General features: G+C 73.9%; 19 protein-coding genes (1 of these 19 only partly in view). 5 read left to right on the top strand and 14 right to left on the bottom strand.

Annotated features, from left to right (window positions below; translation table 11 throughout):
• Positions 1-133, bottom strand: the 5' end (the start) of a protein-coding gene (locus tag BKE41_RS08905; protein ID WP_070999182.1) for a TatD family hydrolase. The gene continues 668 nt to the left of window position 1, outside the view; the window shows 133 of its 801 coding nt (coding positions 1-133); the start codon lies at positions 131-133; its stop codon lies beyond the left edge, outside the window.
• Between the two features lie 49 nt (positions 134-182).
• The gene (gene metG / locus BKE41_RS08900) at positions 183-1,760 is read right to left on the bottom strand and encodes a methionine--tRNA ligase (RefSeq protein WP_070999180.1); all 1,578 of its coding nucleotides are present in this window, start codon (positions 1,758-1,760) and stop codon (positions 183-185) included.
• A 1,229-nt stretch (positions 1,761-2,989) separates the two neighbouring features.
• Between metG and BKE41_RS08895 the strand changes: the two genes are divergently transcribed.
• Complete coding sequence (locus tag BKE41_RS08895; RefSeq protein ID WP_070999178.1) at positions 2,990-3,964, top strand: helix-turn-helix domain-containing protein; 975 nt, start codon at positions 2,990-2,992, stop codon at positions 3,962-3,964.
• Between the two features lie 100 nt (positions 3,965-4,064).
• On the opposite strand, the gene BKE41_RS08890 is transcribed toward BKE41_RS08895, so the two are convergent.
• From BKE41_RS08890 to BKE41_RS08855, 9 genes are all read right to left on the bottom strand, one after another.
• Positions 4,065-5,807, bottom strand: a complete 1,743-nt coding sequence (locus tag BKE41_RS08890) for an FAD-dependent monooxygenase (protein ID WP_070999176.1) — start codon at positions 5,805-5,807, stop codon at positions 4,065-4,067.
• The gene (locus BKE41_RS08885) at positions 5,804-6,376 is read right to left on the bottom strand and encodes a helix-turn-helix domain-containing protein (RefSeq protein WP_070999174.1); all 573 of its coding nucleotides are present in this window, start codon (positions 6,374-6,376) and stop codon (positions 5,804-5,806) included. Before BKE41_RS08885 ends, BKE41_RS08890 begins: the two co-directional genes overlap by 4 nt.
• Positions 6,377-6,548: 172 nt before the next feature.
• A complete protein-coding gene (locus BKE41_RS08880; protein WP_012318492.1) occupies positions 6,549-7,601 on the bottom strand; it encodes a DNA polymerase III subunit delta' in 1,053 nt (350 codons plus the stop codon).
• Positions 7,602-7,830: 229 nt separating this feature from the next.
• Positions 7,831-8,553: a dTMP kinase gene (gene tmk / locus BKE41_RS08875; protein WP_012318491.1), complete on the bottom strand. Its 723-nt coding sequence runs from the start codon at positions 8,551-8,553 to the stop codon at positions 7,831-7,833.
• Between the two features lie 10 nt (positions 8,554-8,563).
• On the bottom strand, positions 8,564-9,814 hold the full coding sequence (locus BKE41_RS08870) for a D-alanyl-D-alanine carboxypeptidase family protein (protein ID WP_083374332.1): 1,251 nt from the start codon (positions 9,812-9,814) through the stop codon (positions 8,564-8,566).
• A 205-nt stretch (positions 9,815-10,019) separates the two neighbouring features.
• Positions 10,020-10,262, bottom strand: a complete 243-nt coding sequence (locus BKE41_RS32050; RefSeq protein ID WP_245295932.1) for a hypothetical protein — start codon at positions 10,260-10,262, stop codon at positions 10,020-10,022.
• A gap of 270 nt (positions 10,263-10,532) precedes the next feature.
• Positions 10,533-11,366: a septal ring lytic transglycosylase RlpA family protein gene (locus BKE41_RS32415; RefSeq protein WP_280944520.1), complete on the bottom strand. Its 834-nt coding sequence runs from the start codon at positions 11,364-11,366 to the stop codon at positions 10,533-10,535.
• A 538-nt stretch (positions 11,367-11,904) separates the two neighbouring features.
• The gene (locus BKE41_RS08860; protein WP_012318488.1) at positions 11,905-12,228 is read right to left on the bottom strand and encodes a ribbon-helix-helix domain-containing protein; all 324 of its coding nucleotides are present in this window, start codon (positions 12,226-12,228) and stop codon (positions 11,905-11,907) included.
• Complete coding sequence (locus BKE41_RS08855; RefSeq protein ID WP_012318487.1) at positions 12,212-12,859, bottom strand: ParA family protein; 648 nt, start codon at positions 12,857-12,859, stop codon at positions 12,212-12,214. The genes BKE41_RS08860 and BKE41_RS08855 overlap by 17 nt, the downstream gene beginning before the upstream one ends.
• Positions 12,860-13,231: 372 nt before the next feature.
• Between BKE41_RS08855 and BKE41_RS08850 the strand changes: the two genes are divergently transcribed.
• Positions 13,232-13,792: a PAS domain-containing protein gene (locus tag BKE41_RS08850; protein WP_012318486.1), complete on the top strand. Its 561-nt coding sequence runs from the start codon at positions 13,232-13,234 to the stop codon at positions 13,790-13,792.
• 199 nt (positions 13,793-13,991) lie between these two features.
• On the top strand, positions 13,992-15,629 hold the full coding sequence (locus tag BKE41_RS08845) for an acyl-CoA synthetase (protein ID WP_012318485.1): 1,638 nt from the start codon (positions 13,992-13,994) through the stop codon (positions 15,627-15,629).
• Positions 15,630-15,683: 54 nt separating this feature from the next.
• Here BKE41_RS08845 and BKE41_RS08840 read toward each other — a convergent pair whose 3' ends face one another.
• The gene (locus tag BKE41_RS08840; protein ID WP_070999170.1) at positions 15,684-15,869 is read right to left on the bottom strand and encodes a hypothetical protein; all 186 of its coding nucleotides are present in this window, start codon (positions 15,867-15,869) and stop codon (positions 15,684-15,686) included.
• Positions 15,870-16,424: 555 nt separating this feature from the next.
• On the opposite strand from BKE41_RS08840, the gene BKE41_RS08835 reads away from it, so the two are divergent.
• Complete coding sequence (locus BKE41_RS08835; protein WP_199825836.1) at positions 16,425-17,507, top strand: alpha/beta hydrolase; 1,083 nt, start codon at positions 16,425-16,427, stop codon at positions 17,505-17,507.
• A gap of 229 nt (positions 17,508-17,736) precedes the next feature.
• Positions 17,737-19,980 carry a TonB-dependent siderophore receptor gene (locus tag BKE41_RS08830; RefSeq protein WP_058607386.1) on the top strand — a complete coding sequence of 748 codons (2,244 nt, stop codon included), beginning with the start codon at positions 17,737-17,739 and terminating at the stop codon, positions 19,978-19,980.
• Between the two features lie 58 nt (positions 19,981-20,038).
• On the opposite strand, the gene BKE41_RS08825 is transcribed toward BKE41_RS08830, so the two are convergent.
• Positions 20,039-21,658, bottom strand: a complete 1,620-nt coding sequence (locus tag BKE41_RS08825; RefSeq protein ID WP_245295931.1) for an ABC transporter permease — start codon at positions 21,656-21,658, stop codon at positions 20,039-20,041.
• The gene (locus tag BKE41_RS08820; RefSeq protein WP_070999168.1) at positions 21,658-22,326 is read right to left on the bottom strand and encodes an ATP-binding cassette domain-containing protein; all 669 of its coding nucleotides are present in this window, start codon (positions 22,324-22,326) and stop codon (positions 21,658-21,660) included. The genes BKE41_RS08825 and BKE41_RS08820 overlap by 1 nt, the downstream gene beginning before the upstream one ends.

Below are 22,326 nucleotides of genomic sequence, written 5' to 3'. Positions count from 1 at the left end.
TGTCGGCCTTGGCGACCCGCGTGGCGATCGTGAGCATGCCGGTCACGCCGGCGGTTCGGGCGCGGGCGATCACGCCCGGCAGGTCGGCGGAGAAATCCGGGAAGTCGAGGTGGCAGTGGCTGTCGATGAGCATCGGGTCTCGGGGCCGTCGGGCGGCAAGGTCCATCAAGCGGCAGGGGCCATCAAGCGGACGGCGTCTCGGGGCGCTCGAAGCGCGGGAAGATCGGCGCGGGGGCGGGGAGCGCCGTGCCGGGCACGAGGCGGCCCCCCTCCCCCACATCGGCGAGGCCGCGCCGGTCGGCCGGCACCGCCAGCAGGTCGAGGAGCTTGGCCGCCGCTCCCGGCACGAAGGGCTGGGTCAGGATGCCGAAGACGCGCAGGGATTCCAGCGTCGTGTAGAGCACCGCGTTCATCCGCGCCGGGTCGGACTTGCGCAGCTTCCACGGCTCCTGGGCGGCGAAGTAGCGGTTGGCCTCGGCCACCACGGCCCAGATCTCCGCCAGGACGGTGTGCAGCGCCAGATCGCCCATGAGGGTGCGGGCCCGCGCCGGCAGGGCATCGGCCTGGGCCAGCAGGGCCGTGTCGGCCGCGTCCAGGGCGCCGGGATCCGGCACCGCGCCGTCGCAGTTCTTGGCGACCATCGAGAGCGAGCGCTGGGCGAGGTTGCCGAGATCGTTGGCGAGGTCGGCGTTGATCCGGACGATGATCGCCTCGTGGCTGTAGCTGCCGTCGCCGCCGAACGGCACCTCCCGCAGCACGAAGTAGCGCACCGGGTCGACCCCGTAGGTGTCGGCGAGCTCGAACGGGTCGAGGACGTTGCCGAGCGACTTCGACATCTTCTCGCCCTTGGAGAGCAGGAAGCCGTGGCCGAAGACCCGCTTGGGCAGCGGCAGCCCGGCCGACATCAGGAAGGCCGGCCAGTAGACCGCGTGGAACCGCACGATGTCCTTGCCGATCACGTGCAGGTCCATCGGCCAGAATTCTTTTCGGGGATCGGACGCGTCGGGGAAGCCCGTCACCGTCAGGTAGTTGGTGAGCGCGTCGACCCACACGTACATGACGTGGTTCGGATGGCCGGGCACCGGCACGCCCCAGTCGAAATTGGTGCGGCTGACCGAGAGGTCCTTGAGGCCCGAGCGCACGAAGCTCGCCACCTCGTTCCGGCGGGTGTCCGGCCCGATGAAGCCGGGCTGCTCGTCGTAGAGCTTCAGCAGCCTGTCCTGGTAGGCGGAGAGCCGGAACAGAAAATTCTCCTCCTCCATCCACTCGACCGGCGTGTCGGTGGCGAGGCTGCGGCGGCTGCCGTCCTCCAGGAGCCGAGTCTCGGCCTCGTCGTAATAGGCCTCGTCGCGGACCGAGTACCAGCCGGCGTACTTGTCGAGGTAGATGTCGCCGTTGGCCTCCATCCGCCGCCAGATCTCCTGGGCGGCCGCGTAGTGGCCGGGCTCGGTGGTGCGGATGAAGCGGTCGTAGGCGCAGTCCATCCGGTCGGCCATGGCCTGGAACCGGGCGGCGGTGCCGTCCACGAAGGCGCGCGGGGTGGTGCCGGCCCGGGTCGCGGCCTGCTGGATCTTCAGCCCGTGCTCGTCGGTCCCGGTGGAGAACAGCACGTCGTAGCCGTCGAGCCGGTGGAAGCGCGCGATCGCGTCGGCGGCGATCACCTCGTAGGCGTGGCCGATATGGGGCGCGCCGTTGGGGTAGGAGATCGCGGTCGAGAGAGCGAAGGTCTTTCGGGGATGCGCCGGGGCGTTGGACGTCACGTCTGTGGTGTTCCGGATGAGCGCGGGAAGACGAGCGCGGGAAGCTGCCCGCGTTGTCGCGCGGCCGGCGCCGGGACGCAACCGTCGCCGCCCGCGAGGGCGGCGCCCGGCCGGGGCCGCCGAGAGAGCACCCGCCGGCTTGCGGACACGCGTCGTCGTCCCCGCGCGCCTGGGCGCCGGGGGCATGGCCCGGGAGACCGCACGAGGGACGCGGGACGCCGCGGGAACCCAGGTGTCGGCCAGGTACGCGCGGGATCCGATCCCCGCGGCGCCCCGCGGCACCGGCCGGGCCTCTCCCCCGGCCGCTGCCGTCTTTCTCGTCGCGGCGTCTCCGACGTCCCGGTCCTGCGACTCCCCGTTAGCGGTCTCGGGCGAGGTGCGCGCACGCCGTGCCCGCAACCCCCGGAACCCGCATCGGCGCCGTGGCCTTCCAGCCGTCCCCCGCCTCGTCGTGGGCGGGTCCGCAGGTCGCTCAGGGTCAGCCCAGAGGCGGGTCGGCGCGGGGGCATTTCCTCCCCCGCCGGGCAGAGTGCCGCCCGGTCTCACGCCCGCGTCCGAGGCACGCCCCGCACCGGTCCGCCGCCCGGGGCGATGGCGGCTGAGAGCCACCGACGCGGGCGCCGCCCCGTCCCCGGACCCGACCGGTCAGCCACCGGGCAGGCCCCCGAAGGACGCCCCGGGATCGCTCCCGAGGCGCCGCGGACAGGTGCGGTCAGGAAGCACAAAATAGGAAGATTGTCAAGGCTCGAAGGATGATGGGACACCGCTCCGCGGCCGGCGCGTCGCGACGTCGACCCGATCCCGGGCCCGCCGACGCCGTCGGCGCGGGACGCCGCCGCGGGACGCAGCCCGCCCTCGACCGGCGCCGTCGACGTCGCGCCTGCGCCGGGACGCCGCAAGCTCGCGGGCGTAGAGCGCGCGCGTGAAGCTGTTCTCCCCTCTTGAGGCCGGCAGTATCGTCGCGTATGAGCGCGACGTGTCCTGTATTGCCGGCATTATTCGGCGAGGTTCGACGTGATAAAGCGTATAAATTGCTCATAAAAACAGAATCATGGACGTTTGATAGCGTAATATTTTTGACGAAAGCATTATTAGAACGAAAGAGATTAATTTAGAATGGTATCGGCGCAATCCAATACCGGTCCTCGGATCGCCCTTCAGGGCGGCCGGTTCCGTCCGGCGGACAGGCCCTCCGCGGGCCGCGCGGCAGCCGCTCCCCGAGTCCCTTGATGCGCCGGGTCTTCTCGACGGCCGGGATCCATCCCCGGACGCGCTTCAAGCTCTGGCAGGAGGTCGTCGCCGACCGGATCGGGCCGGTCGAGCAGCGCCGCCGCGCCGACGGGCCGTTCGCGGGCGAGATCGAGATCGGCGCCGTCGGTCCGCTGACATTCAGCCGGATCACCCAGGGCGCCATCACGACCACGATCACCGCCGACACGGTCCGGCGCCGGCCGGACGGGCTCATCCGCGTGAATTTCCGCCTCGCCGGGTCGTCGACCTTCCAGCAGCACGGTCGCGAGGCGCTGCAGGGCGCCGGAGACTTCACCGTCGTCGACCATCACCCGGGCCTGCTGGACGCGCGCACGGATGGCCAGACCCTGGTCATGGCCCTGCCGCGGGAGCGCCTCGAGGGCGTGCTCGGGCCGGCTCGGCTGTTCGCGGCCCTGACGATGACCGCCGAATCGGCGACGACCCGGCTGGTGACGACCTTCTTCGGGGATCTGCTCCGGGTGAACCGGCGGCTCTCTCCCGAGGCGGCCGAGCGCATGGCGGCCATCGGCGTCGATCTGATCGTGGCCGCCCTCGCCGAGCGGATGGCCCGGGAGGTGCCGCGTACCCTGCACGGCAGCGTCGTCGTCCAGCGCGCCAAGGCCCATGTCGAGGCGAATCTCGGCGAGCCGTCCCTCGATCCGCCCCGGCTCGCCGCCGCGATGGGCGTGTCCCTGCGCCGGCTCCAGGAGCTGTTCCACGAGCGCGGCCAGCACATCTCCGACTGGATCTGGGAGCGCCGCCTCGCGGCGGCAGCCAAGGGCCTCTCCGATCCGGTCAGCCTGCACCGCCCGATCGGCGTCGTGGCCTACGAGTGCGGCTTCGCGAGCCAGGCCCATTTCGCGCGGCGCTTCAAGGACCGCCACGGCCTGTCGCCCCGCGCCTACCGGGAGGCCGCCGCCCTGCGCCTGTCCGGCAGCCGGCCGGATCCGTGAGGCGCCGCGATGTCGGTGCCCGTCGCGGGCGGCCGGGGCGCGGCGGCGGGACGAGGGGCGCCCCGGGGGAGGCCCTCGGGGCCGCGGCCCCCCGCAACCCTCACCCGGCGCAAGCCGCCTCCGGCCGCGCCGCGTCTCCGGCCGCGTCCCCGGCCGCGTCCCCGGCCGCGCGGTCCGCCGCGTCGAAGAGCGCGCGGCAATACGCGACCAGGCGGTCGGTCCGGTCCGCGCCGCTCCGGAAGGCGATGTGCCCGTCCGGGCGCACCAGCACGAGCGCCGGCCGGCCCTCCAGCCCGTAGGCGCCGTGCGCCCGGCCGTCGAGGTCCGACAGGACGGGCACCGCCCCCGCCGCGATCAGGGGGCCGGCGAGGACGAGCCGCGGACGCAGCCAGGGCCAGGGCGCGACGGCCCGGACCGCCTCCAGAAGGGCGGGGGCCGCCTCGGGGGAGCGTCCGTCGAAGCACAGGAGCGCCCAGCCCGTCGTCCACCCGTCCGGGTTGTAGAGGAACGGGAACAGGCGCGTGCGCGCCCCGTCCCGCGTCACCGGCGCGTCCGGCGCGCGCTGGCCCGGCTTCGGCCCCGGCCGCAGCAGGTGTCCCAGGTCCGCCAGGCCGGACAGGTGATCCGCGTTCAGGAGGCTCCCGGGATAGGCGACGCCCATCTGCTGCATGTCGTCCGTCCCCTGCAGCAGGGAGCCCAGGTTCGGCAGCGCCTTCGCGGCCAGCCCCAGCACCGTGTCGGTGACGGCGCCGCGGTAGACGGTCCACCGGAACCCGCGCACCTGCTGGGCGCTCAGCCGGGCGTGCTCGCCGCCGCGCTCGCCGTCGTAGGAGTCGAGGATGGCGGGCGCCGCCTCGCCCCGCAGGGTCATGGCCAGCCGCCAAGCGATCTCGACCGCGTCGTGGAGGCCGGCATTCATGCCCTGGCCGCCGATCGGCAGGGACAGGTGCCCGGCATCGCCCGCCAGGAACACGCGGCCCCGCGCGTAGCCGGGGGAGACCCCGTAGGCGAAGCGGCTGTGGGTGAGCCATTGCGGGTCGCTCAGGGTGAGGGTCTCGTCGCCGGTCACCTCCCGGGCGAGCGCCTGGATCTCGTCGAGCGTCGGGTCGCGGTCCGGCACGCCGGCGTCGTCGGCCAGGAAGAACAGCCGGTGGTAGCCGCCCCAGACCGGCATGATGCCGGCGAAGCCGCCCGGGTAGTAGAAGAACCAGAGCTGGTCCGGCTCGGAGCCGCGCCGCCAGGACAGCCGGGCGTCGACCTGCCGGTTCATGCAGCCCGCGAGCCGCTCGGGCTCGAAATCCAGGCCGAGCCGGGCGCGGATCGTGCTCCGGGCCCCGTCGGCGGCCACGCAGTAGCGGGCGCGCAGCCGCGTCTCCGGCCCGTCCGCGCCCCGCCGGAGGGTCACGGTGACCCCTGCCCCGTCCTGGTCGATGCCGGTGACCGTGCAGCCCCGCTCCAGCCGGCCGCCGCGGGCCTCGAACGCGTCGATCAGGGTCCGCTCGATCACGTCCTGCCCGCTGTAGAGGACGTCGGGATGGGGGCTGGCGACGTCGGCGATGGGGATGGGCGTCGTCGGCGCGCCGTCGACGAAGAAGTTGATGGTGCGGACCGCGTAGGCGTTCTCCGCCAGGGCGTCGCGCAGGCCGATGCCGGCGAGCAGCTCCTGCGGGCGGGCCCAGAGGTTGTTGGCCCGCGAGTACGCCCTGACCTCCGTGCGCTGCTCGAGGAGCAGGCACGACACGCCGTGATGGCGCAGGGCGCAGCCCGCGGTCAGGCCGATGGGGCCCGCGCCCACGACGATCACGTCGGTGTCGTAGCCCGGGGCGGCGTTGGCGTCGGTCATCGGTCGGTCTCCGGTCGGGTTTCCTGTCGGGTCTTCTGCGGCGTCTCGTGCGGCCTCTCCTGCCGAGCCTCCGCGGCGATGGACGCGATGGCGCCGTGGGAGGCGCCGATCCGCCGCTGCAGGCTCTGCAGGAGCGCGGCGGCGGCCTCGACGGCCTCGGGCGCGAGACCCGCGGTGAGACCGTCCGACCAGAGGGCGTTGCGCGCCATCGCCTGCCGGTAGGCCTCCGCGCCCCGCGGGGTCATGGCGACGAGGGGCGCGCGGCGGTGGTGGGGGTTGGGCGCGAGCCGGATCAGCCCGTCGGCCCGCATCTCGCCGACGAGGCGCTGCACCGACTGGCGGGCGAGGCCCATGTTGCGGGCGATGTGGGCGACGGGCAGCGGCGCCGGCGCGAGGGCGATGGCCCCCAGCACCTGCCAGCGGGCGCTGGTCAGCCCGAGGTCCTGCACCAGCGCGTCGCCCGCCGCGAGCAGGTCGCCGTTGAGGCGGAACACCGCGACCACGAGGTCCGACAGGGCGTGCCGGATCCGGTCGCGGTCGGGCGCTGTCCGGGGCGGATCGGGCTCCATGGGGCGCATCCTGATGGCAGGGTGTTGTCGAAATGACAGCATGCTGTCATCGCGCGGACAACGGGGGGCGGGCCGGACGGTTCCACGCCGGCGGCAGGCCGGATCCGGACGCGGGATCCGGACGCCGGAGCCGGGCGCCGGATCCGGGCGCGAGGACGGGTGCCCGCCGGGCCTACGCCACCGCCGCGAGATCCCCGAACAGCGACAGCACCACCGGGCGCCGGTCGAGGTTGTAGATCGCCGCCTCCCGGGCGGCGCGGCCGAACCGGTCGGCGACCTCCACCAGGGCGGCGAGGCGGGCGGGGGGCTCGTCCCGGCGCCGGTCGATCTCGGCCGAGACGAAGCGCAGGACCGCGTCCTGGGCGGCCTCGAACCGCGCCTCGGCGTCGCGGCCCGCCAGGGTCTCGGCGAGCTTGAGCACCCGGCCCCAGTCGGGCGTGCGCGCCCGCGCCAGGAGGGTCTCGATCTCGGCCACGAGGCCGGCGGTGACCGGGTCGAGCATCGCGAGCGCGCGGGCGACCGAGCCCTCGCACTGGGCCAGCGCCCGGGCCAGGGCGGTCTCGTCGGGCTGCGGGAAGGGCTCGGGCAGGCCGCGCACCACCCGGGCGACGTCCTCGGCCGGGAGGGGGCGCAGCATCAGCGCCCGGCAGCGGGACCGGATGGTCGGGAGCAGCCGGCCGGGCTGGTGCGACAGGATCAGGAACAGCGCGCGCGGCGGCGGCTCCTCCAGGACCTTGAGCAGGGCGTTGGCGGCGTTGGCGTTCAGGTCCTCGGCGCTGTCGAGGATGCAGACGCGCCAGCCGGAATCCGCGGCCGTCGAGGCGAACAGGTCGAGGGCGCGGCGCACCGCGTCGACCGAGATCTTGGTCGGCAGCGTCTTGGCGCCGGCGCTCCGGTGGCGGCGCAGGACCACGAGGTTCGGGTGCGACAGGCCCGCCACCTTGCCGAGGACGGCGTCGCCCGCCGGCACGGCGAGGCCCGCCGGGCCCCCGCCCGCGGGGTAGGCGAGCAGGCGCCGGGCGACCCGGTAGGCCAGGGTCGCCTTGCCGATGCCGGGGGCGCCGCCGATCAGCCACGCGTGGTGCAGGCGCCCCGCCGCGATGGCCGCCGCGAAGGCGTCGGCCGCCGCCGCGTGGCCGACGAGCCCGAGGGTCTCGCGCGGGCGCGGGATCCCGGCGAGGTCCCCGGGCTCGACGTCGTCGGCGGCGCGGTCGGCGGGCTTCATGGGACGGGCTTCATGCGGCTGGCTTCATAGGACGGGCTTCATGGGACGGGCTTCATGGAGTGGGTCTCGCGGCGCGGGCCGGCGGGCTCCGCTCCGGTCGGCGCGCCCGCGCGGCTGCTTACACGGCCGCCGGCCCGGATGGGACCGGTCGGGCCGGGAATCGCCCCGCTCACCCCGCCGCTCACCCCGCCGCTCACCCCGCCGCTCACCCCGCCGCTCACCCCGCCGCTCACGCGGCGTCGCCGCTCCGGCCCGCACCCGCCGGCCGGTCGGGCAGGAGCGCCGGCAGCCGGGACGCGACGGCGGCGCGGACCGCCGCCTCGACCGCGTCGGGATCGCGGGACGCGTCGATCACCGCGCAGCGGTCCGGCTCCGCGCCGGCGATCGCCAGGAAGGCCTCCCGCAGCCGGACGTGGAAGTCGAGGGCCTCGGCCTCGAACCGGTCGGCCCCCTGCCCCGTCCGGGCGCCGCGCCCGGCCGCGCGGGCGAGGCCGGACTCGGGGGCGAGGTCGAGGATCAGGGTGAGGTCGGGCCGGGTCGGTCCGACGACGACCCGCTCCAGGGCGTCCACGATCCCGGGGTCGAGCCCGCCCGCGGCGCCCTGGTAGGCCCGGGTCGAGTCGATGAACCGGTCGCACAGCACGGTCTCGCCCCGGCGCAGAGCCGGGCGGATCAGCCGGTCGAGGTGGTCGATCCGGGCGGCGCTGAACAGCAGGGCCTCCGCGAACGGGCCGTAGGGTTTGGCGACGCCGTCGAGCAGCGCCGCGCGGATCTCCTCCGCCCGCGGCGAGCCGCCGGGCTCGCGCGTCACGCAGACGGGCCGGCCCGAGCGCGCGCGCAGGGTCGCGGCGAGGCGGGCGATCTGGGTCGATTTCCCGGCCCCCTCCCCGCCCTCGAAGGTGATGAAGGTGCCGCCCGCCGCGGCGGGATCCCCGAGACGCGGCCCGGTCACGCGCGCGCCGTCACGACGGGTTGGCCGCCCCGGCAGCGCCCTTGTCGGCCCCGGCCCCCTTGTCCCCGCCCTTGTCCCCGCCCTTGCCGGCCCGGTCGAGGGCCTTGCGGACGAGGCCGGTGCCGAATTCGAGCGCCGCGTCCATCGCCCGCTGCGACAGGGTGCCGGGCTCCACCGCGGCGCCGGCGAAGAGCGGCTGGTCGAGGGCGACGGTGTCGCCGCGCTGGACGCGCAGGATTCCGACCCGCTGGCCCTCCTCCACGGGGGCGATGAGCGGCCCGGTATAGATCGCCCTGGCGCTGACCCGGTCGCTGGAGCCCCGCGGCAGCAGCACCCGCACGGGCTTCTTCGCCACCAGCGGCACCGAGCCCGACTGGCCGCCGAACACCGAGGCCTCGGCCACGGTCTCGCCCGGCGCGAAGACCTGCCGGGGCTCGAAGGCGCGGAACCCCCACTCCATCAGCTTGCGCGACTCGGAGGCGCGGTCCCGGGCGGTCTTGAGCCCCGAGACCACCAGCACGAGCCGCTGGCCGTTCTGCACCGCCGAGCCGGTGAGCGCGTAGCCGGATTCCTCCAGGTAGCCGGTCTTGAGCCCGTCCGCGCCGATGTCGAGGGCCAGCAGCGGGTTGCGGTTCTGCTGGCGGATCTTGTTCCAGGTGAACTCCTTCTCGGAGAAGATCTTGTAGTAGTCCGGGTAGGTGTCGATGATGTGCAGCGCGAGCTTCGCCATGTCGCGGGCCGTGACCTTCTGGTCGGGCGCCGAGTAGCCGGTGGCGTTGCGGAAGGTCGAGTTCGTCAGCCCGATCTCCTTGGCGCGCTGGTTCATCAGCCCGGCGAAGGCCTCCTCGGACCCGGCCATGTTCTCCGCGATGGTGATGGCCGCGTCGTTGCCCGACTGCACGATCAGGCCGCGCAGCAGGTCCGCCATCTTGATGCGGCTGTTGACCTGCGCGAACATCGACGAGCCGCCCCCGCCCGCGCCGCCGCGCTTCCACGCGTCCTCGGTGACGGTGAACTCCGTGTCCATGGACAGGCGGCCGGATTTCAGCGCCTCGAACACGATGTCGGTGGTCATCAGCTTGGCCATGCTGGCCGGGGAGAAGCGCTCGTCGGCGGCCTTCTCGAACAGGACCGAGCCGGAATCGGCGTCGATCAGGATCGCGTGCGGGGCCGCGGTCTGGAAGCTCTGCGCGGCGGCGGCGGCGAGGCCGGCGCCCAGCGCGCAGGCGGCCGCGAGAAGGGTGAGAAGGGGTCTGCGCATCACCGTTCCGTCCCGCGCCTGCCGTCGGACCGGACACATCCCGGCCGTATCCCAATAACAAGCGTGACCATATTACGGTTTCGGCGCCGGATCGAATGCGAAATGCCGCATCGCCCGCCGCATCCGTCGGGCGGAGGGCGGCCGCGTCCGGGGCGGCGGGCCGGCCGGGGCCCGGGCGGATCCGCGTCGGATCCCGGGGCCGCCGTCAGTAGATCCCGGCGAGGCGGGCGTGGCCGGCCTTCGCGGCGGTCCTGGTGGCCGGCCCCTTGGCGGCGGGGGCCTTGGGGGCCGTCTTGGCGGAGCCGGTCCCGGCGGGCGCGCCGCCCTTCGCGGCCAACCCCTTGGCCGGCACCGCGGCGAGGCGCGCCATGGCGAGCTTGGCCGAGGCCGGCATCGCGGCCGGCATCGCGGCCGGGGACGCGCCGTGCTGCGCGGAGACGGCCCGCACGCTGCCTTGGCGAGCTTGACGGTCCGGGCGCCGGGACCGCCGGCGTGGGCCTCGGCGGGCGTCGCCGGGGCCGCCGCCGGCCTTCGGCCGGGCTTTCCGGCGGCATGACCGTGCGACGGCGGCGCGCGCCGGGCAGGGCCGGGGCAGGGCCGGATTGAGACCCGCGACCTTGACGGCCCCGGTCCGAGGCCGCCCTGGCCGCGACGGCCGGCACGGGGCGGGCCGGAACTCGCGCACCCGCGGGGCGGGGCTGCACGGCCGCCGGGACCGTCACGGCGGCCGAGCCAGCACGATCGGCGCGCGCACCGGCGCCGTCCGCTCGGGCCGGGCGGCCGGGGCCTCGGCGGGCGCCGTCCCGGCCTCCTCCGCCTCGGCGGGCTTGAAGGCCAGAGCCGGGGCGGTGCGCGTGTAGCGCTCCGTGTCCTCCGTCGGGCCGAGATCGGCCATCATCACGGTCGAGCGGCCGGCGGGCCGCCCGTCGGTGCGCAGGCTGGCGAGGAGCTTGCGGTCGTCGCTGCCCGCCACCGAGGCCTTGCCGACATACTCGACGCGCACCCGCGCGGTGCCCTTCCGGTGGAAGCCCAGCGCGTCGGCCGCCTCCTCCGACACGTCCATGACCCGGCCGGCATGGTAGGGGCCGCGGTCGTTGACGCGCACCAGCATCGAGTAGCCGTTGTCGAGGTTCGTCACCCGGGCGTAGCTCGGCAGCGGCAGGGTCGGGTGGGCGGCGGCGATCGAGTGGCGGTCGAAGACCTCGCCGTTGGCGGTCATGCGGCCGTGGAAGGCCGCGCCGTACCAGGAGGCCAGCCCCTCGCGCACGTAGCCGTTCGGATTCTCCTTCGGCACGTAGGTCTGGCCGGCCACCACGTAGGGCTTGCCGGTGTAGCGGCGCCCGCCGCCCTTCGGGATCACGTCGCCCTCGTTGTAGAGGCGCGGGCTCGCCTTGACCCCGTATTTCGGGTCGATCCCGTTCCCCGCGGCGAGCTTCTGCTGGGGCGAGGTCGCGCAGTTGGCCGTGGCCAGGGCCACGCCCGAGACGGCCATGAGCCGCAGGGCGAGGCGCGCCGGCCGGGGAAGCGTCGTGCGCACCATCGTGGGGTTCACCAAACTCTACGCGTGACCGGGGCCCGACCGGACCGGAGCCGGCCGCGTGCACTGGGCCGCGATCGGTCCACCCAGATTTGTAGCGGTCGCGTAAAGGAAGCCTGAACGATGGGGCGCGGCCGGGTTCAGGACGCGGGCCGTGCGGCCGGCCAGATCTCGAGCGTTGCGCGAGGATCGGCGGGCAAATGCTTGTTTCAGAAACGAATTTGTCAGGATCGCGTTGGCGCGCGCATCCGGCCGTCCCGGAGCGCGGCGCTCCACTTTTCCGTGTGGAGGCGCGGCCAGGATCGCGGCGGCTCGGGACCGGGCCGGTGCGGAGGCCGCGGGCCGGCTGATCCGCGCCGTCCCTCCGCGCCGTCCCTCCGCGCCGTCCCTCCGCGCCGTCGCGCCGGGATGCCGCGGGCGAGCCCGCACCCGAGGGCCGGCGTCGGTGCCCGAGTCCGGCGCCGCGGCGCCGGATGGCCGGAAGGCGCCGCACGCGCAGCGGCGGCCCGTACCCGGAGCGGACGCGCCGCCCCGGGTACGGGCCGGTCCGCCCTCAGCGGGACTGCGTGTCGGTGAGCTGCGCGATCGACTGGGCGCCGCGCTGCTTGAACAGCAGGTCGAGGCCTTCCAGCATCAGCGCGTGCATCTTGGTCCGCTCGGCGTAGGCGAGGTCGCGCAGCTGGTCGTAGACCGGCGGCTCCAGGTAGACCGACATCTGGCGGGCGCGCTGCTTGAGCGTGGCCGCCTGCTTCGGCGCCGGGGGCGCGAGGGTGAGCGACACGATCTCGGCGCCCTGCGGCCGGGCCGCCAGGGGCCGGGCCGGCGGGCTCGCCGAGGCCACGATCGCCGCGAGGCTGAGCTTAGGCGGCTTGGACATGCTGGCCCGTCCTCAGGGACTGCGTGCGGCGCTCGATCCACGACCAGAGGCGGCGGACCTCGCCGGCGGCCTGGCCCTTGGGGTTGAACTCGGTGACGCCCTGGCCGAGGCCGATCGCGTCCTGGTGGTCGGTGCGGGCGACGATGTTCACGTCGGGCAGGATGCCGAGCACCGCGAGCCCGTCCGCGGCGTCGCGGACCCGGTAGGAGCGCGGCGGGGTCTGGTTCAGCACGAAGGCGAACTTCTTCTCCAGCCGGTAGACGGCGGCCAGGGTCGGCTTGAACGCCCGCAGGTCCGCGGGGGTCGGCCGGCACGGGATGATGCACAGATCCGCGGCGCGGATCGCCGACAGGGTGCCGGTGGAATCGACGCCGGGCGTGTCGATGAACACGTAGTCGTAGGCGGAGTCGCGCAGGCGCTCCATCACGGCGTCGATCTGCGTGGCGTCGATCTGCGCCACCTCGGGACCGTCCGCCGTGCGGTGGTCCAGCCAGTCGGAGATCGTGGCCTGCCGGTCCATCTCCAGGATGCAGACCGTGTGGCCCGCCTCCCGGGCGGCCACCGCCAGGGAGATGCACAGCGTGCTCTTGCCGCTGCCGCCCTTCTGCGTGACGAAGGTGATCGCTTTCATCCCGGGCGTCCTCCAGAAGGCCCCATGCATCCGTCCGGGCGCCCGCAACCGCCGGTCGCCGCGCCGTCTGTGCCAACCTCAGGTATCGGATTCGGGGCGTGCCGCGATCCTGTGACCCAAGGATGTCCCGGCACAGGTTGGGGCCGGCATGGTTAACGACCCGTTAAGACGGCTGTCCCTTCCGGATATCGCCCGCCAGCACCGCAGCAGGACAGCAGTCTAAACTTCAAGTTAAGATTCTTGGCATATAGAGGGTTAACAGCCTTTCCAGCGACGCCCGGATACCGTAGCGTGAGCGCGGGTGAGACGAGGAGCTTGGCGGGGGTGAAAACCTCAAGTTTAAAGGCAAGGATCGCCCCGTCGAGGAATGGCATGTCCGAAGCCCCGATCCCGCAATCCATTCTGGAAGCCTCCGGCGTCGTCGGCACCTGGGCGCACGATTACTGGGCGGGGCAGCTGGCGCTCTCGGCCTCGCTCGCGGATCTGCTCGGCCTGGACCCCGAGGCGGCCGCGGCCGGCGTCTCCCTGGAGGCCTTCCTCGACCGCACCCACCCCGAGGACCGCGTCCGGATCGAGAGCTATCTCCACGCGGTGGCCGAGACCGGCGGTCCCGTCGAGGCGGAGTTCCGCACGGCGGACACGCGCACCGGGATCCGCACGCTGCTGATGCGCGGCCGAATCGAGCGGGACCCCGCCGGCGGGGCGACCCGGGGGCGCGGCATCGCCATCGACCGCACCGAGGAGCAGGCTGCCAACCTCGTGCAGAGCGAGCGGGTGGTGAACCGGATGGCCGAGCACATCATCGCCCTGCGCGACCTCGCCCGCGCCCTGCACCGGCCGACGCTCACCGACCGGATCGAGCACCTGATGATCGAGATCGGCTTCGAGCTCGCCCGCTTCCTGCCCGAGCCCGAGGACGAGCCGCGCCACTGAGCGCGCCACCGGGAGCGCCACCGGGCGGGCCACCGGGCGGGCCACGCGACGCGACGTGACACGCGGCCCGCACCGGGCCGCCTACGCGGCGTGACACGCCGCGCCCCCGGGTCGACGGCGCGGAAGCCCCGCCGGACCGATTGATCGCGCCCGTTCCGGCAAGCTACTGTCCCGGCAACACATTGCCGGGAGGACGGGGATGGCCCGCGACACGATCTACGACCGCGACCTCGACCGCGTCCCGGCCAACCACCAGCCGCTGACGCCCCTGCTCTACCTGGACCGGGCCGCGCGGGTGTTCCCCGACCACGTCGCGGTGGTCCACGGCCCCCTGCGGCGCTCCTACCGGGAGGTCTACGCCCGGGCGCGCCGCCTCGCCGCGGCGCTGGCGGCGCGCGGGATCGGCCGCGGCGACACCGTGGCGGCGCTGCTCGCCAACACCCCCGAGATGATCGAGTGCCACTACGGCGTGCCGATGACCGGGGCGGTGCTCAATACCCTCAACACCCGCCTCGACGCCGACGCGATCCGCTTCTGCCTGCAGCACGGCGAGGCCGCGGTGCTGATCACCGACCGCGAGTTCTCCCGGACGGCCGCCGCGGCCCTGGAGGGGCTCGCCACCAAGCCCTTCGTGATCGACGTCGACGATCCCGAATATGACGGCCCGGGCGCCCGCCTCGGCGCGACCGACTACGAGGCCTTCCTGGCCGGGGGCGACCCGGAGCACGACTGGCGTCTGCCGGACGACGAGTGGGACGCGATCACCCTGAACTACACGTCGGGCACCACCGGCGACCCGAAGGGCGTGGTCTACCACCATCGCGGGGCGGCGCTGCTGGCGCTCGGCAACGTCATCACGGGCGGGCTCGGCCAGCACCCGGTCTATCTCTGGACCCTGCCGATGTTCCACTGCAACGGCTGGTGCTTCCCCTGGACCCTGTCGATCGTGGCCGGGACCCATGTCTGCCTGCGTCAGGTGCGGGCGGAGGCGATGTACCGGCTGATGGCCGAGCACGGGGTCACGCATCTCTGCGGCGCGCCGATCGTCATGCAGATGCTGATCAACGCCCCCGACGCCGAGCGCCGCGACCTGCCCCGGCGCGTCGCCTTCTTCACCGCCGCGGCGCCGCCGCCGGAGGCGGTGCTGGCCGGCATGTCGGAGGCCGGGTTCGACGTGACCCACCTGTACGGCCTGACCGAGAGCTACGGGCCGGCGGTCGTCAACGCCTGGCACGCCGACTGGGACGCCCTGGCGGCCGACCAGCGGGCGGCCAAGAAGGCCCGCCAGGGGGTGCGCTACCCGGTGCTCGAGGCCCTCGACGTCCGCGACCCGGAGACGCTGGAGCCGGTGCCCGCCGACGGGGCGACGATCGGCGAGGTGATGATGCGCGGCAACGTGGTGATGCGCGGCTACCTGAAGAACCCGGCCGCCACGCGGGCCGCCTTCGCGGGCGGCTGGTTCCGCACCGGCGACCTCGGGGTGAAGCACCCGGACGGCTACGTGCAGCTCAAGGACCGCTCGAAGGACATCATCATCTCGGGCGGCGAGAACATCTCGTCGATCGAGGTCGAGGACGCCCTGTTCAAGCACCCGGCGGTGGCCGCGGCCGCGGTGGTGGCGCGGCCCGACGCGAAATGGGGCGAGACTCCGTGCGCCTTCGTCGAGCTCAAGGCCGGCGCGGCCCCCACGGCCGACGAGCTGATCCAGTGGTGCCGGGGGCGGCTGGCCTCCTACAAGCTCCCCCGCCACGTCATCTTCGGCGAATTGCCCAAGACCTCCACCGGCAAGGTGCAGAAGTTCATCCTGCGGGAGCGGGCCCGGCAGGACGGGGCCTGATCGGCGCCGGGCCGGGATCGGGCCCCGACGCCCGGCCCCGGTGTCGCGGGCCGGTCAGGCCTGCGGCGGATCCCGTCGGTCGGCGCGGACCGGCACCGGCACGGCCTTCGGGGCGGAGCCGGCGTCGCGGAGGTCGGCCAGGATCTGGGCGACGAACGCCTGGAGCGAGACGAGGCTGAACAGGATGATGGAGGCGACCAGGGCGGCGGAGACCAGGGTCTTGGCGGTTTCGGGATCCACGGCGGGAGTCCTTGGCTTCGCCCCGCCGCGGGCGATCCGGGCGGGGGGCGCCGCTGGCGGCGCCGGTGCCCCCTCAAGGTGGGCGCGCCGCCCGCGCCGCGCCAGCACCGCCGCGGTCGCGCCTGGCATGCGCGGAGGGCCGGGCTCGGCCGCGATTGAGGTTACCGCGACGCTTCGTCCGACCGGGGCGTGATCGCGCGGGACCGCGCAGCTTTCCCGGCTGGCCGAACGTTGCGTTTCCCGCAATAAGCGCCGGCGCGGAGCGGCGCGCATCCGGGAGAGACGGCATGGCCGGCAGCGGCATCGCGGGCGGCATCGCGAACGGCACCCGCGCGGCGCGCCGCGCCGGTCAGGGGCTGGTCCTGGCCGCAGGGCTGGCCGCAGGGATGGCCGCCGGGCTGGGGGCCGGGCCGGCCCGGGCCCGGGGCGGGCCAGGGGCCGTCCCGTCCCAGCCGCGCCCCGCCCGGATGCCGCGCCCCAGGCGGCGGCAAGGCGGCGCCCGCCCCGCCGGGCCCGCCCCGCCCGCGGGCGGCGGAGCCGGGCCCGGCCGAGCCGGTGACCCGCGCCGGCTACTTCTACATCGGCGGCCGCTACCAGAAGCTCGGCGACAAGACCGTGATGGTCGGCCAGATGTTCGTGCAGTCGCGCACCCCGGCCCGGATCACGCAGCCCTACCCGGTGGTGATGGTGCACGGCCTCGCCCAGACCGGCGTGAACTACCTCGCCACCGCGGACGGCCGCCCCGGCTGGGTGCAGCGCTTCGTCGAGAAGGGCTACCAGGTCTACGTGGTCGATCAGGTCGGGCGCGGGCGCTCGGGCACCAACCCGGAGGTCTACGGCCCCTACGACCGGCTCGGGACCCGCAGCCTGGAGCGCACCCACACGGCCCCGGAGGTCTACGACCTCTACCCGCAGGCCAAGCTCCACACCCGCTGGCCGGAGGGGCCCGGCGTGCAGGGCAACGCCGCCTTCGACCAGTTCTTCGCGAGCCAGGTCCCGTTCCTCGCCAACAGCCAGCAGACCGAGGAATGGGTCGACCCCGCGCTGGTGGCGCTCCTCGACAGGATCGGGCCGGCGATCCTGGTCACCCACGGCCAGGCGGCCCTGTTCGGCTGGGCGGCCTCGGACGCGCGGCCGGACCTCGTGAAGGCGCACGTCGCCGTCGAGCCGAACGGCCCGCCCTTCTTCGACGTGCAGTTCCGCGGCGGCAAGGAGTTCTGGGAGAAGACCGGCGACGGGCGCGCCCGCGCCTACGGGCTGACCCGCATGCCGCTGACCTTCGACCCGCCGGTCAAGGCGCCCGAGGACCTGACGGTGGCGCAGCAGGCCAAGGGATCCGAGTCCAGGCCCGACAGGGCGGCGGACGGGCGGATCCGCTGCTGGCTGCAGGGCGAGCCGGTCCGGACCCTGCCGAACCTCGCCAAGGTGCCGGCCGTGGTGGTGACCGCGGAGGCCTCCTTCCACGCCACCTACGACGACTGCACCGTCGCGTTCCTGACCCAGGCCGGCGCCAGGCCGGACGTGGTCCGGCTGGCCGACCAGGGCCTCCACGGCAACGGCCACATGATGATGCTGGAGACGAACAGCGACGCCGTCGCGGACGTCCTGGCCGGCTGGCTCGCGGGCCGCGTGAAGTAGCCCCGCGGGGCCGCCTCCGCCGCGCCACCGATACGTGTCGCTACGGCAACAGCCGTCGCCTTCCGCGTGAAGGCCGCTTGCGGCCGCGCGCGGCTGTCCGTAGTCCGGTGTATAGAAAGATCAAGTATTACAGTAGTTTATCACAATTCTAAACAGCGCGGCTGAGACGTCGGGGGCGAATCCGGCGCGCGCGGCCGGCTGCCCGCAGCGTCGCATCCGGCAAGGGACCATGAGAGCCGTCCACCCCCGCCCCACCCTGCGCGCCCTGCTCGCCGGCGCCTCGCTCGCCGTGCTGGCGCAGGCCGCGCCGAGCCTCGCCCAGGACGCGGCGCCGCGCCGCGGCGGCGCCAACCCGCCGGCCGGCGGCAGCGTGCAGCTCGGGGAGCTGAGCGTCACCGGCCAGGGCGGCGGCCCGGCCTCCGGGGCCCCCGCCGGCGCGCCCGTGCGGGCCGCGGAGAGCCCGACCGGCCCGATCGACGGCTACGTGGCCCGGCGCTCGGCGACCGCGACCAAGACCAACACGCCGCTGATCGAGACCCCGCAATCGATCACCGTCGTGGGCCGGCAGCAGCTCGACACCCAGAACGCCCAGACCCTCACCCAGGCGACCCAGTACGTCGCCGGCACCTACGCGGGCACCTTCGGCGCCGACACGCGCCTCGACTTCTTCCAGCTGCGCGGCTTCGTGGTCAGCGATTACGGCCTCTACCTCAACGGCCTGCAGCTCCTGAACTACGGCTTCGCCTACAGCCGGGTGAACACGTTCGGGCTGGAGCGGATCGAGGTGCTGCGCGGCCCCTCCGCGGTGCTGTTCGGCGCCGGCAATCCCGGCGGCCTGATCAACCAGATCAGCAAGCGCCCGACCGAGACCCCGTTCGGGCTCGTCGAGGTCGGCGGCGGCTCCTTCGACCAGCGCTACGCCGCCTTCGACGTCGGCGGCCCGGCCGACGCCGAGGGGCACTGGTTCACCCGGCTCACCGGCTACGCCCGCAACGGCGGCACGCAGGTCCAGGGGGCGCCGGACGACAGCTACTACATCGCCCCGGCCTTCACCTATAAGCCGGACGGGTCGACCAAGTTCACGGTCCTGTCGAGCTTCCAGCACGACAACACGGCGGTGACGGCGAACTTCCTGCCCTACTACGGCACGGCCCGGCCGACCGTGCTCGGCCTGCGCATCCCGCGCTCGCTCAACGTGGGCGATGCCGGCTTCAACACCTTCCGGCGCGACCAGGCCTTCATCGGCTACGAGTTCGAGCACGTCTTCGACGACACCTGGGCGGTGCGCCAGAACGCCCGCTACGGCTACACGCAGAGCTTCCAGAATTCCTACATCGGCCAGCTCGGCTACACCGACCCGCTCCAGACCCAGCTCGGCCGCTACCTGTTCCGGGATTCCGCCAAGATCGCGCAGCTCGACGTCGACACCCAGGCCGAGGCCAAGTTCTCCGACGGCTTCTTCCGCCACGACTTCCTGATGGGCGTCGAGTACCGGAACTTCCAGATCCACGACAACCAGGCCTCGGGCTTCCCCGGGCCCGACCTGAACATCCTCGCGCCGATCTACGGTCCGCAGACGGTCTCGGCCTCGCCCTACCTGATCAACGCCAACTCGTTCCAGCAGGTCGGCCTGTACTTCCAGGACCAGATCAAGCTCACCCCGGAGCTGACCCTGATCCTCGGCGGCCGCCAGGACTTCGTCCAGAACACCGTCTATGACCGCCTGACTCCCGCCAACACCAACGGCCGCAACGACAGCGCCTTCACCTACCGGGCGGCGGCGATCTACAACTTCGACTTCGGCCTCGCGCCCTACATCATGTACGCGACCTCGTTCCAGCCCCAGATCGGCGTGGACATCAACAACCGCACCTTCAGGCCCGATACCGGCGATCAGGTCGAGGGCGGCGTCAAGTTCGAGCCGCCGGGCCAGGGCTACTTCCTGACGCTGGCGGGCTTCGACATCCACCGCAACAACGTGCTCACCCCCAACCCGGTGAACACGATCTTCCAGACCCAGGTCGGCGCGGTGCGCTCCACCGGCTTCGAGGCGCAGCTCGTCGCCAACGTCGCCGACGGCCTCAACCTCGTGGCGTCCTTCACCAAGTTCGACTTCACCACCATCCGGGACGCCGATCCGGTGCGGGTCGGCAAGACGCCGGTCAACATCCCGCAGACCCTGGCCTCGCTGTTCGCCGACTACACCATCCCGCTCGGGCCGTGGCGCGGCTTCGGCTTCGGCGGCGGCGTGCGCTACGTCGGCAGCTCGTTCGCGGATGTCGGCAACACCCTGCGGGTGCCCGACTACGTGCTGTTCGACGCGCAGGTGCACTACGATTACGAGAACTGGCGCTTCCAGGTGAACGCCTCGAACCTCGCCGACCGGCGCTACGTCGCCTCCTGCCAGTCGAACGTGTCGTGCTTCTACGGCGACGCCCGGCGGGTGCTGGCGAAGGTCAGCTACAAGTGGTGAGGCGGCTCGGGCGGTCCCCGTCGTGACCGCCCGGTCGTCGTGATCCGCTGCGCCCGGATCAGCCGTTCGCCGCCTCCGCCCCGGTGATCGGCTGCGGCCCGGAGAGCCGGGTCGGCAGGGCGTCGATCCGCAGGGACCGGCGCAGCGCCCGCGAGAACGCGTCGACCGCCACCGTCATCAGGGCGGTGGCGGCGATCAGCACCGCGGCCACGTCGAGGCGCAGCTCCGAGATCGCGGCGTCCACGTAGAAGCCGAGCGTCGTGACTCCCAGGATCCCGAAGATCGCGCTCTCCCGCAGGATCAGCTCCCAGCGGTAGAGCAGGTAGGCCAGGAACTGCCCGTAGAGCCGCGGCACGGTCTCGTAGGCGTAGAGGTCGAGGCCCCGCGGCGCGTCCGCCCGGTAGGGGATCGCGTCGGCGTGCCGGCCCATCAGGTAGGCGACGATGCCGGCATTGTGCAGCGCCAGCGCCAGGATCGCCGGCAGCATCGAGGGGCCGAGCAGCTGCAGGCCCACATAGGCCAGCATGTAGTCCGGCGTGGAGCGCACCACCACGAGGAGCGCCCGCCCCAGCGGCTGCCCGACCGGGCCTGCGAAGCGCCGCGCGGTCAGCGGGAACAGGACGAGGGCTCCGAGGGCGGCGGCGGCCAGGGCGACCTGCGCCAGGACCAGGGTCTGGGCGGTGCCGGGCAGGACCTGCTCGGTCAGGATCGGGCGCAGCCACGACCAGAGCCGCGCCCAGGTCTCGGGCTCGGCGAGCGACGCGCCCCGGAGCGGGGCCGGCACGACGTCGTGGCCGAGGAAGCGGGCGAGGCTCGGGCCGACCGCCGCGCTGCCGACCGTCGCCGGCAGCGCCAGCGCGGACCCGACGAGCAGGACGGGCAGGGTCCGGGCGCGCACCCAGAGCCGCCGCGTGCCGATCAGCGCGTAGAAGATCAGGAGCAGCGCCCCCGCCTCGGCGTAGCGGCCCTGGCGGAAGGCGGATTCGAAGGCGAAGCCCATGGTCGGCAGCCCGATGAAGCCGAGCACGAGGCTGGAGCGCAGGCCGCATTCCAGGCGATAGAGGGTGTAGTCGCGCATCCGCCCGGCCACCTCGGGCAGGCGCGCGTACAGGAAGGCCGAGACCGCGCCGGTGCCCGCGGGCAGGACCCGGAGCGCCGCGAGGTCGGCCTCCTCGATCAGCTCGGCGTAGACCTTGGCGCAGATGCCCGCGTAGGGCAGCGCGATGGCGAGCACGCCGGTGGTCGCCGACAGGCCGAAGACCTGCATCAGCAGCAGCGCCCAGAACAGCTCGTGGACGGCGCGCAGGCCCGCGCAGGCGAGCCGGACGGCGCGCGAGCGGCCGAAGGGGACGGCGAGCAGCAGCCCCGCCCCGGCCCCGAGCCCGACGCCCAGCATCGCGAAAGCCACGGTGTAGACGACGCTCCAGCCCTCCACGGCGGGGAAGTCGGGCCGGATCAGGCCGCCGAGGAGCCGGGCGAGGTCGGCGAAGGGGTGGAGCGTCGTGACCTGCAGGTCGGCCACCAGCAGGCCGCCGAGCGCCGCGGCCAGGAACCAGCGGCTCACCGCCCCGTAGCCCGGCCGCGGCAGGCGCGCGGCCTTGGACACGGCCTTGGACGCGGCCTTGAACGCGGGCTTGCGCGCGGCCTCACGCGCGGCCTTGCGCGCGGCCTTGCGCATCAGGCGGTCCCGTAGAACGGGCTGAGCCGCGCCGGATCGAGGCCGGCCGAGGGCGCGTCGAGGACGATCCGGCCGGCCTCCAGCACCACGATCCGGTCGGTGTGGGCGAGCGCCAGGGCCACGTCGTGGAGCGCCAGGATCAGGGTCTCGTGGCCGCGGGCCAGCTCGGCGAGGATCCGGCCGCCCTGCCGGCGGTCCAGAGCCGAGACCGGCTCGTCCCCGACCAGGATCGGCCGGCCGTTGTAGAGGGCGCGGGCCACCGAGACGCGCTGCTGCTGGCCGCCGGAGAGTGCCCCGGCCCGGGCCCAGAGCCGGTCCGCGAGCCCGACCCGGTCGAGGACCGCCTCCACGGCGGCGACGTCGGCCCGCGCCGGCCGGACCAGAGTGCGCAGGTTGTGCAGGGTCGAGCGCCGGTCGAGGCGGCCCATGTAGACGTTGTGGAACACCGAGAGCGGCCGCACCAGGGCGGCGGCCTGGGGCACCAGCGCCACCCGATCGGGCGCCTGCCCGTGGATCAGGCCGATCAGGGTCGACTTGCCGGCGCCCGAGCGCCCCATGAGCGCGACCCGCTCGCCCGCCCGCACGGTCAGGTCGAGGCCCGACAGGACCGGGCGCCCGTCATAGGCCGCGGAGGCGTTCGCGAGGACGATGGCCGCGCCGCGCGACAC

Source organism: Methylobacterium sp. C1, assembly GCF_001854385.1.
GTDB lineage: Bacteria > Pseudomonadota > Alphaproteobacteria > Rhizobiales > Beijerinckiaceae > Methylobacterium > Methylobacterium radiotolerans.
The sequence above is the reverse complement of the archived record's forward strand: the minus strand, read 5'-3'. Positions and strand labels throughout refer to the sequence as shown.

What these genes read in the sequence shown, in the direction of transcription:
- BKE41_RS08895 (WP_070999178.1), top strand. Translation starts at nt 2,990, where the DNA reads ATGCGCCGGGTCTTCTCGACGGCCGGGATCCATCCCCGGACGCGCTTC.
- BKE41_RS08890 (WP_070999176.1), bottom strand. Translation starts at nt 5,807, where the DNA reads ATGACCGACGCCAACGCCGCCCCGGGCTACGACACCGACGTGATCGTC.
- BKE41_RS08885 (WP_070999174.1), bottom strand. Translation starts at nt 6,376, where the DNA reads ATGGAGCCCGATCCGCCCCGGACAGCGCCCGACCGCGACCGGATCCGG.
- BKE41_RS08880 (WP_012318492.1), bottom strand. Translation starts at nt 7,601, where the DNA reads ATGAAGCCCGCCGACCGCGCCGCCGACGACGTCGAGCCCGGGGACCTC.
- BKE41_RS08870 (WP_083374332.1), bottom strand. Translation starts at nt 9,814, where the DNA reads ATGCGCAGACCCCTTCTCACCCTTCTCGCGGCCGCCTGCGCGCTGGGC.
- BKE41_RS08860 (WP_012318488.1), bottom strand. Translation starts at nt 12,228, where the DNA reads ATGTCCAAGCCGCCTAAGCTCAGCCTCGCGGCGATCGTGGCCTCGGCG.
- BKE41_RS08855 (WP_012318487.1), bottom strand. Translation starts at nt 12,859, where the DNA reads ATGAAAGCGATCACCTTCGTCACGCAGAAGGGCGGCAGCGGCAAGAGC.
- BKE41_RS08850 (WP_012318486.1), top strand. Translation starts at nt 13,232, where the DNA reads ATGTCCGAAGCCCCGATCCCGCAATCCATTCTGGAAGCCTCCGGCGTC.
- BKE41_RS08845 (WP_012318485.1), top strand. Translation starts at nt 13,992, where the DNA reads ATGGCCCGCGACACGATCTACGACCGCGACCTCGACCGCGTCCCGGCC.
- BKE41_RS08830 (WP_058607386.1), top strand. Translation starts at nt 17,737, where the DNA reads ATGAGAGCCGTCCACCCCCGCCCCACCCTGCGCGCCCTGCTCGCCGGC.
- BKE41_RS08825 (WP_245295931.1), bottom strand. Translation starts at nt 21,658, where the DNA reads ATGCGCAAGGCCGCGCGCAAGGCCGCGCGTGAGGCCGCGCGCAAGCCC.